Annotated in this window: 14 protein-coding genes; 5 read left to right on the top strand and 9 right to left on the bottom strand. The window is 76.5% G+C overall.

Annotated elements, in window-relative coordinates; genetic code table 11:
- Positions 1 to 3 precede the first annotated feature (3 nt).
- On the top strand, positions 4 to 2,235 hold the full coding sequence (locus tag ND486_RS12710; protein ID WP_251784517.1) for an ATP-binding cassette domain-containing protein: 2,232 nt from the start codon (positions 4 to 6) through the stop codon (positions 2,233 to 2,235).
- Positions 2,166 to 4,409 carry a methyltransferase gene (locus ND486_RS12705; protein ID WP_251784516.1) on the top strand — a complete coding sequence of 748 codons (2,244 nt, stop codon included), beginning with the start codon at positions 2,166 to 2,168 and terminating at the stop codon, positions 4,407 to 4,409. The genes ND486_RS12710 and ND486_RS12705 overlap by 70 nt, the downstream gene beginning before the upstream one ends.
- 35 nt (positions 4,410 to 4,444) lie before the next feature.
- Here ND486_RS12705 and ND486_RS12700 read toward each other — a convergent pair whose 3' ends face one another.
- The 3 genes from ND486_RS12700 to ND486_RS12690 form a co-directional block, all read right to left on the bottom strand.
- The gene (locus tag ND486_RS12700; protein WP_251784515.1) at positions 4,445 to 4,609 is read right to left on the bottom strand and encodes an RGCVC family protein; all 165 of its coding nucleotides are present in this window, start codon (positions 4,607 to 4,609) and stop codon (positions 4,445 to 4,447) included.
- Positions 4,610 to 4,659: 50 nt separating this feature from the next.
- Positions 4,660 to 5,718, bottom strand: coding sequence for an acyl-CoA desaturase (locus tag ND486_RS12695; RefSeq protein WP_251784514.1), 1,059 nt, complete (start codon positions 5,716 to 5,718; stop codon positions 4,660 to 4,662).
- A gap of 446 nt (positions 5,719 to 6,164) precedes the next feature.
- On the bottom strand, positions 6,165 to 6,890 hold the full coding sequence (locus ND486_RS12690; protein WP_251784513.1) for an SDR family oxidoreductase: 726 nt from the start codon (positions 6,888 to 6,890) through the stop codon (positions 6,165 to 6,167).
- A gap of 101 nt (positions 6,891 to 6,991) precedes the next feature.
- Between ND486_RS12690 and ND486_RS12685 the strand changes: the two genes are divergently transcribed.
- Positions 6,992 to 7,807, top strand: a complete 816-nt coding sequence (locus tag ND486_RS12685) for a helix-turn-helix domain-containing protein (RefSeq protein WP_251784512.1) — start codon at positions 6,992 to 6,994, stop codon at positions 7,805 to 7,807.
- Positions 7,808 to 7,828: 21 nt separating this feature from the next.
- Here the strand turns inward: ND486_RS12685 and cydB are convergent, their stop codons facing one another.
- The 3 genes from cydB to ND486_RS12670 form a co-directional block, all read right to left on the bottom strand.
- Positions 7,829 to 8,827 carry a cytochrome d ubiquinol oxidase subunit II gene (cydB, locus tag ND486_RS12680; RefSeq protein WP_251784511.1) on the bottom strand — a complete coding sequence of 333 codons (999 nt, stop codon included), beginning with the start codon at positions 8,825 to 8,827 and terminating at the stop codon, positions 7,829 to 7,831.
- 13 nt (positions 8,828 to 8,840) lie between these two features.
- Positions 8,841 to 10,241, bottom strand: a complete 1,401-nt coding sequence (locus tag ND486_RS12675) for a cytochrome ubiquinol oxidase subunit I (protein WP_285898643.1) — start codon at positions 10,239 to 10,241, stop codon at positions 8,841 to 8,843.
- Between the two features lie 149 nt (positions 10,242 to 10,390).
- Positions 10,391 to 11,395, bottom strand: coding sequence for a nitroreductase (locus ND486_RS12670; protein ID WP_251784509.1), 1,005 nt, complete (start codon positions 11,393 to 11,395; stop codon positions 10,391 to 10,393).
- A 160-nt stretch (positions 11,396 to 11,555) separates the two neighbouring features.
- On the opposite strand from ND486_RS12670, the gene ND486_RS12665 reads away from it, so the two are divergent.
- Entirely contained in the window at positions 11,556 to 13,253 is a 1,698-nt protein-coding gene (locus ND486_RS12665; protein WP_251784508.1) for a GAF domain-containing protein, read from the top strand.
- Positions 13,254 to 13,258: 5 nt separating this feature from the next.
- On the opposite strand, the gene ND486_RS12660 is transcribed toward ND486_RS12665, so the two are convergent.
- The 3 genes from ND486_RS12660 to ND486_RS12650 all read right to left on the bottom strand — a co-directional run bounded on the left by ND486_RS12660 (position 13,259) and on the right by ND486_RS12650 (position 15,474).
- Entirely contained in the window at positions 13,259 to 13,909 is a 651-nt protein-coding gene (locus tag ND486_RS12660) for a response regulator transcription factor (protein WP_179760412.1), read from the bottom strand.
- A gap of 168 nt (positions 13,910 to 14,077) precedes the next feature.
- Positions 14,078 to 15,061, bottom strand: coding sequence for an NAD(P)H nitroreductase (locus ND486_RS12655; protein WP_251784919.1), 984 nt, complete (start codon positions 15,059 to 15,061; stop codon positions 14,078 to 14,080).
- Entirely contained in the window at positions 15,058 to 15,474 is a 417-nt protein-coding gene (locus ND486_RS12650) for a hypothetical protein (RefSeq protein ID WP_251784918.1), read from the bottom strand. Before ND486_RS12650 ends, ND486_RS12655 begins: the two co-directional genes overlap by 4 nt.
- Positions 15,475 to 15,667: 193 nt before the next feature.
- Here ND486_RS12650 and ND486_RS12645 point away from each other — a divergent pair, with 193 nt between their 5' ends.
- On the top strand, positions 15,668 to 17,158 hold the full coding sequence (locus ND486_RS12645) for an alpha/beta hydrolase (RefSeq protein WP_251784507.1): 1,491 nt from the start codon (positions 15,668 to 15,670) through the stop codon (positions 17,156 to 17,158).
- The last annotated feature ends 25 nt before the right edge of the window (positions 17,159 to 17,183 follow it).

Genomic DNA, 17,183 nt, shown 5'->3' with positions numbered 1-17,183 from the left:
TCCGTGCTCCTGCCCGGGGGGCTGCTGCTCGGCCTGCTGGTCGCGCTGCCCGTCGCGGGTCCGCTCGCCGGTGGCGACCCGCTGCGGGTCGTCGCCGCGCCGTGGTCCCCGCCGCGGCCCGGCCTGCCGTGGGGCGCCGATGTCCTGGGCCGCGACGTGCTCGCCCGGGTGCTCGCCGGCGGAACCGGACCGGTCACGACGGCGGTGGCCGCCGCCCTGCTCGCCACGGCGATCGGCACCGCGGGCGGGCTGTGGGTGGGGTGGACCGGCGGGCGCCGCGCGCGTGCCGTCACCGCGCTGAGCGACCTGCTGGTCGCGGTGCCGTTGCTGCTGCTCGTCCTGGTCGCCGCGGTGACGCTGCCCGGGCCGGCCGCGGTCGTCGTCGGCACCGTCGTCGGCGGCGCGCCGCTCACCGTCCGGGTCGTCGCCGACGCCACCGCACGGGCCCGCACCGCGGGCCACGTCGAGGCCGCACTCGTCCACGGCGAACGCCCGGTCGCGGTGCTGCTGCGCGAGGTGCTGCCCGCGCACGCACCCCTGGTGGCCGCCGACCTCGCCGGCCGCGCGGTGCTCGCGCTGCAGCTGGCCGCGGCCACCTCGGTGCTCGGGTTCGGCCCGCCGCCGCCGGCCCCGGACTGGGCGGTGATGCTGCGGGAGAACCTGCCGGGGCTGAGCGTGAACCCGGCTGCGGTGCTCGCCCCGGCCGTCGCGCTCGGTGCGGTCGCGACGGTGCTGGCCGTGGTGTCGCTGCGGCTCGTGCCCGCTCGCACCGGTACGACGCGGGTCCCCGGCGGCCCGGTGCCGCCCGGCCCCGGGCTCACCGTGCGCGGGCTGCGTGTCCTCGATCCCGACGGGCGCGTCGTCCTCGACGGCCCCGACCTCGACGCGCACCCCGGGGAGGTCGTCGCCGTCGTCGGCTCGTCGGGGAGCGGCAAGACCACGCTGCTGCACGCGGTCCTGGGCACCCTGCCGGGGGGCCTGCGCGCCGTCTCGGGCGGTGTCGGCTGGGACGGCGCTCCGCTGCCCCGGGGGCGCCGCTGGCGACGGCGCACGCTCGGGCTGCTGGGGCAGGACCCGGCGCTGCACCCGCTGCGCGACGCCCGGGCCCAGCTGCCCGTCCCCGACCCGGACGCGGCGCTGCGTGCGGTCGGCCTCGACCCGGCGGCCGTCGGGGGGCTGCGGCCCGACCGGCTCTCCGGGGGCCAGGCCCGCCGGGTCGCGCTCGCCAGGGCGCTGGCCGGTGACCCCGCCCTGCTCGTGCTCGACGAGCCCACCGCGGGCCTCGACCCCGCCGCGACCGCCGTCGTCGTCGGGCTGCTGCGCGCCCGCGGCGGCGTCACCCTCGTCGTCACCCACGACCCGGCCGTCGCCGCGGTCGCCGACCGGGTCGTGCGGGTGGGCGCCCCCGCGCCGCCGCCGGCCCCGGCGGCTCCGCCGCCGTCCGGGGCCGGAACGCCGCCGTCGCCCGCCGCGGTGCCGGTCCTCGACGCGCGGCACGTCACCACGGCCGTCCCCGGGGCCGCCGCGGACGTGGACGTTCCCGTGCGGCCCGGCGGGCTGACCGTGGTCACCGGGCCGTCCGGCTGCGGCAAGACCACCCTGCTGCGGGCACTGGCCGGGGTACGGCCGGTCACCGGGGGCACCCTCGCACTGGCCGGTGCCGCGACGCCGTGGCCGGTGGGTGACCGCACGCCGGGCGTCGTCGCGCTGGTCGGGCAGCACCCCGTCCACGAGCTCAACCCGGCCCGCACCGCGGGGGCCGCCGTCGCCCGCCCGCTGCGCCGGCTCCACGGCCTGCCCGCCGCCGTCGCCCGCGCCGAGGCGGTCCGGCTGCTGGGCGCGGTCGGCCTGCCGCCCGACGTGGCGGGACGGCGCCCGGCGGCGCTGTCGGGCGGGCAGCGGCAACGGGTCGCGCTGGCCCGTGCGCTGGCCGTGCGGCCCGCGGTCCTGCTCGCCGACGAGCCGACCTCCGCGCTGGACGCGGCGACCACGGCCGCCGTCCTCGACCTGCTCGACGCCGCCCGGGCCGACGGCCTCGCCGTGCTCGCCACCACCCACGACCGCGCGCTCGTCGAACGCGCCGACCACGTCGTCGACCTCGTCGACCTCGTCGACCGCACAGCCCCCGCCCCGACCCCGTCACCCCGACCGAGAGGAACCGCCCGGTGCGCACCGAACCCACCGCCGACCCGACCCACCCCTGGATCGCGCGCATCACCCGGGGCGAGGACCTGACCCGGGTCGTCGTCGACCCGGCCGCGCTCGTCCCGCCGGACGGCGCGCTCGTCGTCGAGCACCGCGAGCACTGGACCGAGGTCTACGACTGGACCTACTCCGATCCGTCGCCGCTGGCCGGCTGGCGGGCCTCGGGGACCGGCGCGCCGCTGCCCGCCGCGCACATGGGGGAGTGGGCCGACCGCACGGCCGAGCTCGTGCTCGCCGCGCGCCCGCGCCGGGTGCTGGAGCTGGGCTGCGGCACGGGGATGCTGCTGGAGCGGATCGCCCCGCACGTCGAGGTCTACGTCGGCACCGACATCGCGGGCGACGTCGTCGACCGGCACCGCGCCGCCGCCGCGCCCGGGGTGCGGGTCGTGCGGGGCGCCGCGCACGAGGCCGGCTCGGCCGCCGTCCGGGAGGCGCTCGGCGGGCGGGCACCGGACTGCGTGGTGATCAACTCGGTGACGCAGTGCTTCCCCGACCTCGCCTACCTGACCGAGGTACTCCGTACCGCGACCGCGGTCGTCGCCGCCGGGGGGACGGTCGTCGTCGGCGACGTGCGGCACGCGGGCCTGCACCTGCGGCACTGGCGGGAGACCGTCACCGCCACCGGGCCCGCCCTCGACGACGACACCCTGGCGCGCACCGTCGCCGAGCGCGCCGCGACGGACCGTGAGCTGCTGGTCGACCCGGCCGCCCTCGCCACCGCGGCCCTCGCGGGCGGGCGCCGGATCGCCGTCGCCGTGCACGCCAAGACCCTCACCGACGACACCGAGCTGTCGCGCCACCGGTTCGACGCCGTCCTGCACGTCGACGCAGGACCCTCGCCGGTTCCGCAGGTCCTGGACTGGACCGGCGACCCGCTGGCCGGGGCGGAGCCGGTCCTGCTGCGCGGCATCCCCAACGCGTTGCTGCGTCCCGGCCCGCACGCGGTCACCGCGGCCCGGCTGCGCACCGACCTCGCCGGTCACGACGCCGCCGTCCTGCTCGACCCGGACGACCCCGAGCTGCTGGCGGTCGCCCGGCCCGCCGCCGCGGCCGCCCGGCCCGCCGCCGGGCTGGCAGGCCCGGGCCGGGCCCACGAGCCGTTCCCCGCGTTCGTGCGGAGCCGGGTCGGGCCGCTCGCACGGCGTCTCACCGGCACCGACGCGACGGTCCTGCTGCCCGTCGCCGGGCCGGACGACGTCGCAGCGGCCGACGCGGCGGGCCGGGCCGCGCTGCCCGGCGGCGCACCGGCCGGCGACGCGGGCCCCGCCGACGCGGTCGCCCGGCTCGACGCCGTCGCGCTGCGTGCCATGGCCTCGGTGCTCGACGCGGGGGACCCCGACGTCGCCCCGCGGCACGCGTGGCTGGTGCGGCGGTGGCGGGCCGAGCTCGCCGCGCACGGCGACCCCGGGCCGCAGCCGGACGGCGCGCTGCACGCGGCCTGCACCGACCTGGGCTACCCGCCCGCGATGGTCGAGTTCTTCGCCGCCGCCATGGCCCACCTGCCCGCGCTGCTGCGCGACGAGGTGCCGCTGCAGGCGCTGCTGTTCCCCGACGGCGAGATCGCCACCGCCCTGGCGAGCTACCAGGACAACACGATCAACACCTACCTCAACGGGGCGCTGGCCCACCTCGCCGCGACCACCGCACGGACCCGGGCGGAGCCGCTGCGCGTCCTGGAGCTGGGCGGCGGCGTCGGCGGCAGCACCCGCGCCGTCCTCGACGGCCTGGGGGAGGCGCCGGTCGACTACCTGTTCACCGACGTCTCACGGTTCTTCCTCGACCTGGCCGCGACCCGGTTCCCCGGGGTGCGGACCGCGCTGCTCGACGTCACCACCGACCTGGCCGCCCACGACGGCCGCCACGACCTCGTCGTCGCGGCGAACGTCCTGCACAACGCCGTCGACGTCTGCGCGACGCTCGCCGCCGTCCGCGGGGTGCTGGCCCCCGGCGGGGTGCTCGCCCTGGTCGAGTCGACCCGCGAGCACCTCCCGGCGCTGGTGTCGATGCAGTTCCTCATGTCCGCGCGTCCGGGCGCGGCCGCCGCGGGCAGCGGGGACCTGCGCGCCGGCACCGACCGGATCTTCCTGACCGAGCGGCAGTGGTGGGCCGAGCTCGCCGCTGCCGGTCTGCGGCCGGTCGCGGCGCTGCCCGGTGACACGGACCCGCTGCGGGCGCTGGGGCAGCAGCTGCTGGTGGCGACGTAGTCACCCCGCCCCGGCGGCGGTACGGCGCGGTGCGGTCACCCCTTCGCGCAGACGCACCCCTGCGAGGACCCACCCGCGATCTTCGCCGAGCAGAACCTCCGGTCGATCGCGTCGTGGTCCTCCCAGGGGTGCGGGCAGACCGGGCACAGCTCGTCCGGGGTGGTGTGGTCGGAGGCGGTCGAGGGGGTCGGGTCGTCCATGCTGGTGGTTCTCCTTCGGGGTTGTCGCCCCGAGCGGACCCGGGGACGGGTCAGCCGGCCGGTGGCCCGGTGGGGCGCCGCAGCGGGGCGCCGACCTCGTGCAGGTGACGGAGGACCTCGGCGTAGGAACGCAGGGGACCGGTCCGGGTGTAGGGCAGGCCGTGGGTGGTGCAGAACTCCTGCACGATCGGCTGAGCGCGGCGCAGGTGCGGGCGCGGCATCCGAGGGAACAGGTGGTGCTCGATCTGGTAGTTCAGGCCGCCCAGCGCGACGTCGAGCACCCGGCCGCCGAGCACGTTGCGCGAGGTCAGCACCTGCTTGTGCAGGTGGTCCAGTCGACGGCCCGCCGGGATGACCGGCATCCCCTTGTGGTTCGGAGCGAACGCCAGGCCCATGTACACGCCCCAGAGCCCCTGGTGCACGACGACGAACGCGACGGCCTGCACCGGCGCGAGGACCCAGAACACCGCCCCCAGGTACCCGACGGCGTGCGCGACGAGCAACGCCGCCTCCAGCCGCGGGCGGGGGACCTCTCGACGCAGGATCGCCCGGACGGCGGTGAGGTGCAGGCTCCACCCCTCCAGGAACAGCAGCGGGAGGAACAGGAACGCCTGGTGGCCGACCATCCATCGGACGGGGCCCCGCGTGGCGGCGGCCTGCTCGGGGCTGAAGGCGAGCACCGGGATGTCGATGTCCGGGTCGTCGTCGGCGTGGTTGGGATGGGCGTGGTGTGCGGTGTGCTGGGTGACCCAGGCACCGTAGCTCAGCCCGACCAGCCCGCCGTGCAGGTAGCCGACGACGTCGTTGGCACGCCGGCCGGCGAAGATCTGACGGTGGCCCGCGTCGTGGCCGATGAAGGCCAGCTGCGTGGTCACGACCGCGAAGAACACCGCGAGCAGCAGCTGCCACCAGGACGGGCCGAGCCACACGAACACCGTGAGGCCGCCGGCGAGCAGGACCGCGTTCGCCGCGAACAGGAGCAGGTAGGTGCGGCGGGCCTCCTGCAGCAGACCCGCTCCGGACACCAGGGCGGCCAGCTCGCCGAACCCGCCCTCCGTCGTCGGACGGGTACGACGGGGGGACGTGCCGGTGGGTGGGGACGTCGTCATGCGTGCTCTCCGGTCGACCCTCGGGACACGGGACGAGCGGTCCTCACGACCGCACGGCTCACGCGTCGGAACGAGCCGCCGGGACAGCGACCACGCGACCTGGCCGGTGCGGGAGCGGCCGGAACCGCACCACGGGACGGCACGGTCACGCCTCCGTAATGTGGCACACCGGTCGCCGGGCCGCACGCCCACGCCCGGTCGCAGTCCGGCCGGGGGCCTTCTCAGGAGCCGGGCCGGAAGGCGCGGCGGGCCGCCGCCGACAGGGCCGCCCTGCGGCGCTCGTGCACCGCGGCGGCGTCGGCCGGGTCGGCGGTGATCGTGGGGGAGGCGGGGGACCAGGCCGGTGGGAGGCCGATGACCAGGGGTGGACGTCGCGCGCGTCGAGATCGGGGTCGACGAGGCCGGCGGCCTGCGCCGCGCCGGGCTCCGGCCGGCCCGGCGGGCGCTCAGCGCTGCCGGACCGGCCGGACGAGGATCTCGTTGACGTCGATGTCGGGGGAGGTGCCGACCGCGTAGGCGACGGCGTCGGCGACGGCCTCCGGTGCGATCGCGTGCCTGCGGTAGACGGCCATGGCGTCGCGGGCGGTCGGGTCGGTGATGCCGGCGGCGAGCTCGGAGGTCACGACACCGGGGGACACCGTGGTGACCCGGATGCCCGGCGACGACTCCAGACGCAGGCCCTCGGTGATCGCCCACGCCGCGTGCTTGGTGCCGGCGTAGACCGCCGCCGTCGCGTCCACCTCGTGGGCGCCGACCGAGGCCGTCGTCACGAAGTGACCCCGGTCCGCGGAAGTGAAGTGCCCCAGGACGGCGTGGATCGTGTGGAGGAGCCCCCGGACGTTCACGTCGACCATGCGGTCCCACTCCTGCACCAGGCCGGCATCGAGGCGCGACAGCGGCATCACCCCCGCGTTGGCGACGGCGACGTCGATCCGCCCGTGCCGGGCGACGACGTCGTCGACGAGCGTGACGAGGGCGTCGCGGTCCACGACGTCGACCGGGTGCGGCTCGACACCGGGCACCTGTGCGGCGAGGTCGGCGAGCCGGTCGGCCCGCCGGGCGGTGGCGATCACGTGGTGGCCGTCGTGGGCGAGCCGGGTGGCGATCGCGCGGCCGATGCCGCTGCTCGCGCCGGTCACCAGGGCCACGGGGGTGGGGTCCGTGTCGGTCATGCCCCCTTCCTACGAGTCGCGGCGACGGCGCGGCAGGGCGCGACGGTCGTGGGAGTGCCGCACCCACCCCGGCCGGCGCGGGGTCGCCTAGGGTCGCGTCCATGGTGGCCACACCGCTCGGCGAGTACCTACGGACCCGGCGCGCACAGGTGACCCCCGACGCCGTCGGCCTGGTCCCGGCGGGGGTCCGTCGTGTCCCGGGGCTGCGTCGGGAGGAGGTCGCGCTGCTGGCCGGGATGAGCGCCGACTACTACGTGCGGCTGGAGCAGGGCCGCGAGCGGAACCCGTCGGCGCAGGTGCTGGAGGCGCTCGCGGCCGTCCTGCGGCTCGACGACGACGCCCGGATGCACCTGTTCCGGCTGGCGGGTGCGGCGCCGCGGCCCCGGGCCCCGATCGCGGACGAGCGGCTCGACCCGCAACTGGCGGCCCTGCTCGACAGCTGGCCGGGCCTGCCCGCGATCGTCCTCGGCCGCGCCTACGACGTGCTGGGGGCCAACCGGCTCGGGGCGGTGCTCGGGTTCGCCCCCGGGACCAACCTCGTCGAGAAGGTCTTCGAGGACCCGGCCTCCCGCACCTTCTACGCCGACTGGACCGCCGCGGCGGCGAACACCGCCGCCGGGTTCCGGGTGCTGCACGGCCAGGCCCCCGACGACCCCCGTGTCCGGCAGGTCCTCACGGCGATGCTCGACCGCAGCCCCGAGTTCGCCGAGCACTGGGCCCGGCACGACGCCCGGGGCAAGGGTGCCGAGCACAAGCGGCTGGTGCACCCCGACGTCGGCGCGCTGGACCTGCACCTGCAGTCGTTCGACGTCCGGTCGGCGCCGGGTCAGCAGCTCGTCGTCTACGGGTGCGAGCCGGGGTCGGAGACGGCGGACCGGCTGGAGCTGCTGGGGATCGCCGCCGCGTCCCGCGCCTGACCCCGTCGCCCGCCCGGGGCCTCAGTGCGCCGCGTCCGCCACGTCCTCGCGGGTCAGCCGCCGCCGGAACACCCAGAACGTCCACGCCTGGTAGGCGAGCACGACCGGCGTGACGACCGCGGCCACCCACGTCATGATCGTCAGCGTGTAGGGCGTCGACGCCGCGTTCACCACGGTCAGCGAGAAGGCCGGGTCGGTCGTCGACGGCAGCACGTCCGGGTACAGCGACCCGAACAGCGTCACCGCGACGGCGACGATCGCGACCGTGGTCGCGGTGAACGACCGGCCCGAGCGGCCCCGGACGGCGGCGAGGGTCCCGACGGCCAGCCCGAGGGCCGCGACCAGGACCGGGGCGAGGATCCACGCCGGGGCACCGTCGAGCAGCGTCCAGACCAGGAACACCGCACCCGCCGGGATCGCGCCCAGCCCGGCCGTCACCGCGACGGTGGCGGCGCGCTCGCGCACCGGGCCGTCGGTCTTCAGGGCCAGGAAGGCGGCTCCGTGCAGGGCGAAGACCAGGACCGTGGTGACGCCGCCGAGCAGCGCGTAGGGGTGGAGCAGGGTGAGCAGCGTGCCGGTGAACTCGTGGTCGGCGTCGAGCGGGACACCGTGCACGATGTTCGCCAGCGCCACCCCGAGCAGCAGTGCCGCGGCGAGCGACGAGCCGGTCAGCACGCGGTCCAGCACCGGGGCCCAGCGCGGCTCCTTGGCCCGGTACTCCAGCGCGATCCCGCGCAGGATCAGCGCGACGAGCAGCAGCAGGAACGCCAGGTAGAAGCCGGAGAACAGGCTCGCGTACCACTCGGGGAAGGCGGCGAAGGTTGCCCCGCCCGCGACGAGCAGCCACACCTCGTTGCCGTCCCACACCGGGCCGATCGTGCCGAGCGCGACGCGACGGTCGGTCTCGTCGCGGGCGACGACGGGCAGCAGCATCCCCACCCCGAAGTCGAAGCCCTCCAGGCAGAGGTACCCGGTCCACAGGACCGCGATCAGGACGAACCAGACGTCGACGAGAGCCATGGCGGTCTCCTCCTCAGTAGGTCGCCACGGGGGCGGCGGTGCCGGACGGTTCCGGGACGGCCGGAGCCGCAGGGGGCGGCGGACCGGCCTGGACGGCCCGGACGAGCAGGACGACCTCGACGACGGCCAGCGCGCCGTAGAGCAGCGTGAACACGACCAGCGAGGTGAGGACCGACGTCCAGCCGACGCTCGGCGAGACGCCGTCGGCGGTGCGCAGCACGCCGTAGACGACCCAGGGCTGGCGGCCCGCCTCGGTGAAGATCCAGCCCGCGGTGTTCGCGAGGAGCGGTGCGGCCAGACCCAGACCGGCGGCCGGGCCGAACCAGCGCGGCAGCCGCCGCGTGGCCCGCGCACGCCGGGTCAGCCAGAGCCCCGTGACGGCGAGCAGCCCCGCCAGCACCCCGAAACCGATCATGAGTCGGAACATCCAGTAGCTGAGCGGGATGTCCGGTGTGTACAGACCCGGCCCGAACGCGGCGACGGCCTTCTCCTGCAGCTGGTGGATGCCCTCCACCTCGCCGTCCCAGGTGCCGGTGGCCAGGAACGACAGCAGCCGCGGCACCCGCAGGCTCCACAGCTCGCGGGTGCCGTCGAGGGAGCCGACGGTGAACACCGAGAACGACGCCGGCGCGACGGTGTCGTAGAGCGCCTCCGCCGCGGCCATCTTCATCGGCTGCTGCTCGGTCATCAGCCGGGCCTGCAGGTCCCCGGTGAGGACGACGCCGAGGCTCCCGGCCAGCGTCGTCCACAGCCCGACCCGGATCGAGGGACGGAAGACCTCGGGGTGGCGGTCCCGCACCAGGTTCCACGTGCTGATCGTGACCAGGAACATCCCGGCCGTCACCAGGCAGGCGGTCAGGGTGTGGGAGAACGCCCCGACCGCGGTGGAGTTGGTCAGCAGCGCACCGAAGTCGGTCAGCTCCGCCCGGCCGGTCGCGGCGTCCACGGTGGACCCGACCGGGTGCTGCATCCAGGAGTTCGCGGCGAGGATGAAGTAGGCGCTCAGCACCGTGCCGGTCGCGGCCAGCCAGATGCAGGCCAGGTGCACGCCCTTCGACAGCCGGTCCCAGCCGAAGATCCACAGACCGAGGAAGGTGGACTCCAGGAAGAAGGCGAGCAGTCCCTCGATCGCCAGCGGGGCACCGAAGACGTCGCCGACGAAGCGGCTGTAGTCGCTCCAGTTCATCCCGAACTGGAACTCCTGCACGATGCCGGTGACGACGCCCATCGCGAAGTTGATCAGGAAGAGCTTTCCCCAGAACTGCGTCGCGCGCAGCCAGCGGTCGTCGGCGGTGACGAACCAGGTGGTCTGCAGGCCCGCGACGAGCAGGGACAGGCCGATCGTCAGCGGGACGAACAGGAAGTGGTAGACGGTGGTGATCGCGAACTGCCACCGCGCGAGGTCGAGGTTCATCACGCCCCTCCGGAGCCGGCGGGTCCCGTGTGGACCCGTCACCCGATCGTCGTCCGCGCCGGGTGGACGGGGCTCCGGGCGAAGGTCGGCCCGCGGCCCACCGGAGGGCCCGCCGGCCCGGGACGAAGGTCCCGGGCCGGTGCTCCGGGTCAGCCCGGGTCGACCAGGTCGGCGGCCGGGCGCCGCGGCGTCGCCGGGACGGGGACCCCGTGGCCCAGGCGCAGGACGACCTGCGGGGGCCGGTCCCGGGCGAGCGAGCGGCGCACCCGCTCCCGCACGTCGGGGACCTCCACCAGCTGGGACACCGGCGAGGCCGACAGTCCCTCGGCGGTCGCGGTCAGCAGCACCCGCGCCAGCGCCTCGCCGGCGCGCAGGTCGTCGCGGGGGCCGTCGAGGTGCGAGGTCAGCACCGCGATCAGCGGCGCCGACTCGAACGCGGCCGGCGCGGGCCGCGGGTGGGCGGGGCCGCCGAAGTCCCGGGTCACCCACGGGTGGTTCGGGGCCGGCAGCGGTCCGCCCGCGGAGGCGGGGACACCGTCGTCGTGGCCGCCGTGCCGCCCGGTCCAGGCCGCCATCTCCGCGACGAACGCGGGGTCGGCGGACTGGCGGGCGTGCGCCTCGCGGGCGAGGCGGCCCAGCACGGCGAGGTCGTCCGGGTCGGTCACCAGCTGCAGCCAGGCGCCCTCCTCGTAGGCGGCGCGGGTGAGCGCGGTGCGGGCCGGGGCCGGCACCGGCACGTCGGAGAACGGTCGCCGGTTCGTGTGCCGGCGCGGCACCGCCTCCAGCAGCCGTCGCTGCTCGGGGGTCGGGGGCATCACCGCGCCGCGACGGACCACCGCCAGCAGCTCCGGGTCCGACGGGTCGGGGAGCCGGGTGACGAGTGGGCGGATCCCGGCCCCGGCCAGCGCGAGACGCAGCGAGTACAGCGCCGCCCCGCAGCCGATCCGCAGCTCGCGGTCGGTCGGGTCGGCGACCGGCAGCCGTCGCGCGGGGTCGGCCCGCAGCTCGACGTGGTCGGCGCCGGTCCGGAACCGCCACGGCTGGGCGTTGTGCAGCGACGGCGCCCGACCCGCCGTGGCCAGCACCCGGGCGGTCGTCGCGGCGTCGAGACCGAGGATCGGGGTGACCGGCGCGTCCGCATCGACGGTGTCCATGATGTGCGTCCTTCCCGGGACCGGGCGTTCACCGGTGCCTGCGGGGGCGATGGTCGGCGCTGCCGGTTCCGGTCGGACAGGTGCGAAGGTCCCGGACCCCGACGGCCGTATCGTCGGGGTGGGGCGGCCCGGGACGCGGCTCCCCGGGGAGGCGGTGCCAGTGACGACCGACGACGCCGGTGACGGGACCGGGGAGATCTCCGGGCTCCTGGCCGGGCTGCGCCTGGACCACCTCATCGCCGAGGTGCAGGAGCGCCTCGCCGAGATCGCCTCCACCCGTCGGCGGACGCAGCGGCTGCTCGACGCGGTGCTCGGGGTCGCGGCCGGCCTGGAGCTGGACACCACGCTGCAGCGGATCGTGCAGTCCGCGGTGGATCTGGTCGACGCCCGCTACGGCGCACTGGGGGTGCTCGCCCCGGACGGCGGCATCGCCCGCTTCATCGACGTCGGCCTGGACGAGGCGACCCGTACCGCGCTGGGGCGCCCGCCCGAGGGCCGTGGCCTGCTCGGCCAGCTGATCGCCGACCCCCGGCCGTTGCGCCTGCACGACCTGTCGGCGCACCCGTCCTCGGTCGGCTTCCCGCCGCACCACCCGCCGATGCGCAGCTTCATCGGCGTCCCCGTGCTGGTCCGTGACTCCGTCTACGGCAATCTCTACCTCACCGAGAAGCGCACCGGCACCGAGTTCACCGCCGACGACGAGCTGATCCTCATGGCGCTCGCCGCCGCCGCCGGGATCGCCGTGCAGAACGCCGACCTGTTCGAGAAGGGCCTGCTCCGGCAGCAGTGGCTGGAGGCGCTGGCCGAGATCCGCGGGGAGGTACTGGCCGGAGCCGACGAGGCCGCCACACTCGGGCTCGTCGCCCGCCGCAGCCTGGAGCTGTCGCGCGCCGACGGGACGTCGATCGCGCTGGGCCCCGACCACGACGGCGGGTTCCGCGAGGGCGCGACCGCGGGCCGCCCGCCGCTCGTCAGCGGTCCCAAAGACGCGCTGCTGCGCCGGGCCGTCGAGCTCGGCCAGCCGGTCCTGGCCGACATCACCGAGGTCGCGGTCAGCGTCGACGGTGCCCGCGGGCCGGTCGTCGCGGTGCCGATGCGGGTCGTGGGAACGGTGCGCGGGGTCCTGGTCGCCCGCCGTGCCGCCGGGGACCCGCCGTTCCGTCCGTCCGAGGTGCCGCTGCTGGTGTCCTTCGCCGACCAGGCGGCGCTGGCCCTGGAGCTGGGGGAGAAGCAGCGGACCCAGCGCGAGCTCGCAGTGCTCGCCGACCGCGACCGCATCGCCCGCGACCTGCACGACCACGTCATCCAACGGCTGTTCGCGGTCGGCCTCACGCTGCAGGGCTCGCTGCGCCGCCTCGGCGACGACCCCGCGGGCAGCGGGGTGCGCGAGCAGGTCGAGCAGGCCGTCGGCGAGCTGGACCGCACGGTCCGCGACATCCGCACCTCGATCTTCGACCTGCACACCGCGGACCAGGAGGAGGGCGGCCTGCGGCGGCAGCTGCTCGACGCGGTCGCGCACGCGACGGCCGCATCGGGGATCGACGCGACCGTCGACACCGCGGGACCGATCGACACCGTCGTGCCCGCGCAGGTCGCCGTGCACCTGCTGGCCGTGGTGCGCGAGGCCGTGTCGAACGCGGTCCGCCACTCCGGTGCGAGCACGTTGCACGTGTCCGTCGACGCCGGGCAGGAGCTGACCGTGGAGGTCACCGACGACGGCTGCGGCATCGCGCCCACCGGCCGGCGCGGCGGACTGCGCAACCTCGCCGACCGCGCCGCCGAGCTCGGCGGCACCTCGGTCGCCGAGCGTGTCGCGACCGGTGGCACCCGGCTGCGGTGGCGGGTCCCGCTGGACTGAGCGGGTCAGTGCCCGTGGCGGCGCTCGACCGCGTAGACGGCGGCCTCGGTGCGCCGGGAGAACCCGAGCTTGTGCAGGATCGAGGACACGTAGTTCTTCACGGTCTTCTCGGCCAGGTGCAGGGTGGCGCCGATCTGACGGTTGGTGAGCCCGTCGGCGACGAGCCCGAGGATCCGCTGTTCCTGTGGGCTGAGGGTGTCGTAGCGCGGGTCGGTGTCGGCGTCGGAGCCGCCGGTGCGTAGCCGCTGCAGCACCGCGGCGGTCGCCCGCGGGTCGAGCAGCGAGCCGCCGTCCGCGACCGTGCGCACGGCACCCACGAGGTCGACGCCCGCGACCTGCTTGAGCAGGTACCCGGCGGCCCCGGCCATGATCGCGCCGAACAGTGCCTCGTCGTCGGAGTACGAGGTCAGCATCAGACAGGCCGGCGGCGGGACGACCGCGGAGCGCAGGTCGCGGCACACCGAGACGCCGTCGCCGTCGGGCAGCCGGACGTCGAGCAGGGCGACGTCCGGGCGCAGCGCGGGGACGCGGGCGAGGGCCTGCGCCGCGGTCGCGGCCTCGCCGACGATCTCGATGTCGTCCTCCATGCCGAGCAGCTGGGCCAGCCCGCGGCGGACGATCTCGTGGTCGTCGAGCAGGAACACCGAGATCGTCATGGTCGTCCTCCGGGGCCGGTCCGTCGTCGGCCCCGAGGCTAACGGGCGTTCCGGGCACCGGGCGGGTCGAAGGTCCCGGGGCCCGGGTGCCCCCGGTCACGGCGACGCCGGTGCCGCGGTCGGGTGGCGCGGCCGGTGCTGCAGTCGGTGCCGCAGTCGGTGCAGCAGTCAGTGCAGCAGGACGTCGGCGGGGCTCCGGCGCGGTGTCTCCGGCAGCTCCGCGTCGTCCTGGGGCCGGCCGACGCGCAGCAGCAGCTGCGGGTGGTCGGCGGTGCGCAGGACCTGGCGGGCCAGGTCGGCCCGGGTCCGCGAGGTCTCCAGCACCCGCGAGAGCGGGCAGGTCGCGAGACCGAGTGCGGTGGCGGCGAGCAGCACGACCCCGGCCGCCTCCCCGGCGGCGAGCCGGGCCGGGTCGTCGTCGGCGTGGGTGGTCAGCACCATGATCGTGGCCTCGTCGCGGACGGCGGCCCGGGCCGGCAGGGAGCCGCCCGGGAAGCGCACGCCCAGGTCGGCACCCGGCCGCCACGGGGCGCCGCGGGGGAGCGACCCGGCCGGGACACCGTCGTGGGAACCCGGGTAGCGGTGGGTCCAGACCAGCAGCTCGGCGGCCTGGCCGGGGCGGGCACGGATCTCCCGCGCGGCCGTGTCCTCCAGCGCGGCGAGGTGCTCGCGGGCGACCGCGTCGGTCACGGTGTGCAGGGTGGTGCCGTAGCGCGCCGCGTGCTCGCCGAGGACCGCGCGCGCGTGCCGCGAGTCCACGCCCTCGCGGAAGGGCCGCCGGTCGGTGCGCCGGTGCGGGATCGCCCGGGCCAGCGCCGCGACGGTGTGGTCGGCGGGGTCCGGGGCCGCCCCGGTGAGCCGGACCGTCGCCAGGTGGTTCCGGTCCCCGGTCGGGAACCGGACGACCTCGTGGCCCGCCCCGAGCGCGGCGAGCGCGACGTGCAGGAAGCCCAGTGCGGACCCGCAGCTGACCAGCTGGTCGCGCCGGTCGGGGTCGGTGTAGGGCAGCCGTCGGTCGGGGTCGGCGTGCAGCTCCAGCCGGTCGGTCGTGACCCGCCAGCGCCACGGCTGGGTGTTGTGCACCGAGGGCGCGCGCACCGCCGCCGCGAGCGCACGCCGCAGCACGTCCGGCCCGGACGGCGACGCCGTCACCGCGACACCGCCGCGGCGGCGAGCCCGGCCGCCCACTCCCGCCCGCCGTGTGTCCCGGCGGTGTGCAGCCGCACCGGGAGCTCCAGATCCGGCGCCGGCACCGGGTGGGGGTGCCCGTCCCCGGCGGGCGCGGCGTCGACCATCCACAGCGGACGGACCCGCAGCACGGTCGCGTGCCGGTGCAGGAACCGGCTCGCGGCGGCGCGGGCCCACGGCCTGCCCCACGCCCCGACGAGCACGACCCCGGCGACCCCGGCGAGCGTGTCCGCGTCGCCCGCCCGGACGAGGAGTGGCCGCAGCCCCTGCACCACCAGCTCGGTACCGATCGCGGCCGCGGTGTCCAGCGACCGCCGGTCGGCACCGGCCAGCGCGACCATCACCGTGAACTGCTCGCGCACCCCGGCCTCGACCATGGTGACCTCCTCCGTCGTCCCCGATCCGATGCTCCGCCGGGCACCGGGTGCAGGGCAGGGCCGGGCGGCACGCCCGGCCCGGCCGAAGGTCCCGCACTACGACTTCGGTCGGAGGCCGTGGCCGTCGGACCGATGTGCGGAGCCGGACGGCGTTCCTAGCGTCCGTCCCGACCGCGACGAGGGGACGGGAACGATGCGAGGACGACGGAGCCTCCTACGGGCGACGGTGCTGGCGCTGCTGGCCGGGCTGGCGGGTGCGGCGGTCGCCGCACCCGCGGGGGCGGCGGAACCCGCGGCGGGGCCGGAGTGGGGCCCCTGCCCCGCGGACGTGGTGGCGCCGCTGGTGGCGCTGCAGTGCACGCAGATCCCGGTGCCGCTGGACCACGGCAGCCCCGACGGCGCGCAGATCTCGATCACGGTGTCGCGGCTGGCGAGCACGAAGCCGGAGAAGCGCCGCGGGATCCTGATCCTGAACCCCGGGGGGCCGGGCGGGTCCGGGCTGGCGTTCGCGAACGACCTGGTGAAGCGCGGTCTGCCGGCGAGCGTGCAGGACAGCTACGACATCATCGGGTTCGACACCCGCGGGGTCGGCCACTCGGACCCGGTGAGCTGCGGGTTCACCACCGACCAGGACTACATCGGCAACATCCCGCCGTACGCCGCCGACGACGCGGCGGTCCTGCGGACGGCCGAGGTCGCGCGGGAGGTGGCCCAGCGGTGCGCGGCGAACGACCGCAACGGGCACCTGCGGCACGTCACGACCGCCAACGTCGCCCGGGACATGGACCGCATCCGGGCCGCGCTCGGCGAGGAGAAGGCGAGCTTCCTCGGCTTCTCCTACGGGTCGGCGCTCGGGGCGGCCTACGCCTCCCTGTTCCCCGACCGCTCCGACCGCGTCGTACTCGACAGCAACGTCGGTGACACCCACCTCGACCCCGACGGCATCCGCCGCTACGCACTCGGCGCCGAGGAGACCTTCGGGGACTTCGCCCGCTGGGCCGCCGACCGGCACGGCACCTACGGGCTGGGCGCCACCCCGGAGGAGGTGCGGCAGACCTATCTCCGGCTCGCCGCGCGGCTCGACGACCGGCCGTCGGGCGGGGTCGACGGCCGGATGTTCCGGGCGGCCACCTTCGTCGGTCTGTACGGCCCGACCCTCTACGGCAGCACCGCCGCGGCCTGGCAGTCGCTGCTGTCCGGCGACGCGCCGCCCGCCCCGGTACCGCCCGCCCCGGCACCGCCCGCGGGCCCGTCGCCGCAGGACAACGCGTACACGGCGTTCCTCGCCACCACCTGCAACGACGTCGCCTGGCCGCGGGACGTCGCGGTCTACCAGCGGGCGGTGGCGCAGGACCGCGAGCGGTTCCCCGTGTACGGCGCGGCGAGCGCGAACGTGCTGCCCTGCGCCTTCTGGCCGTACGAGCCGGCCGAGCCGCCGGTCCGTGTGCTCGACGAGGGCCCGGCGAACGTGCTGATCGTGCAGAACCGCCACGACCCGGTCACCCCGCTGCGCGGCGGTGAGCTCCTCCGGGAGAAGTTCGGCGACCGGGCCCGGCTCGTCGTCGAGAACGGGAGCGGCCACGGCGTCTACGCCGGCGTCGGGGACACCCCGTGCGCGCTGGGGGTCACGACGTCGTACCTGGTGGACGGGACACTCCCGCCCGACGACGTGGTCTGCCGCTGACCCGCTCGCGGCGGCTCGGCAGGCA

Origin of the sequence: Pseudonocardia sp. DR1-2, assembly GCF_023717215.1 — a bacterium.
Classification (GTDB): domain Bacteria; phylum Actinomycetota; class Actinomycetes; order Mycobacteriales; family Pseudonocardiaceae; genus Pseudonocardia; species Pseudonocardia alni.
Note: the sequence above shows the minus strand (reverse complement) of the source record. Positions and strands in the feature narration are given on the sequence as shown.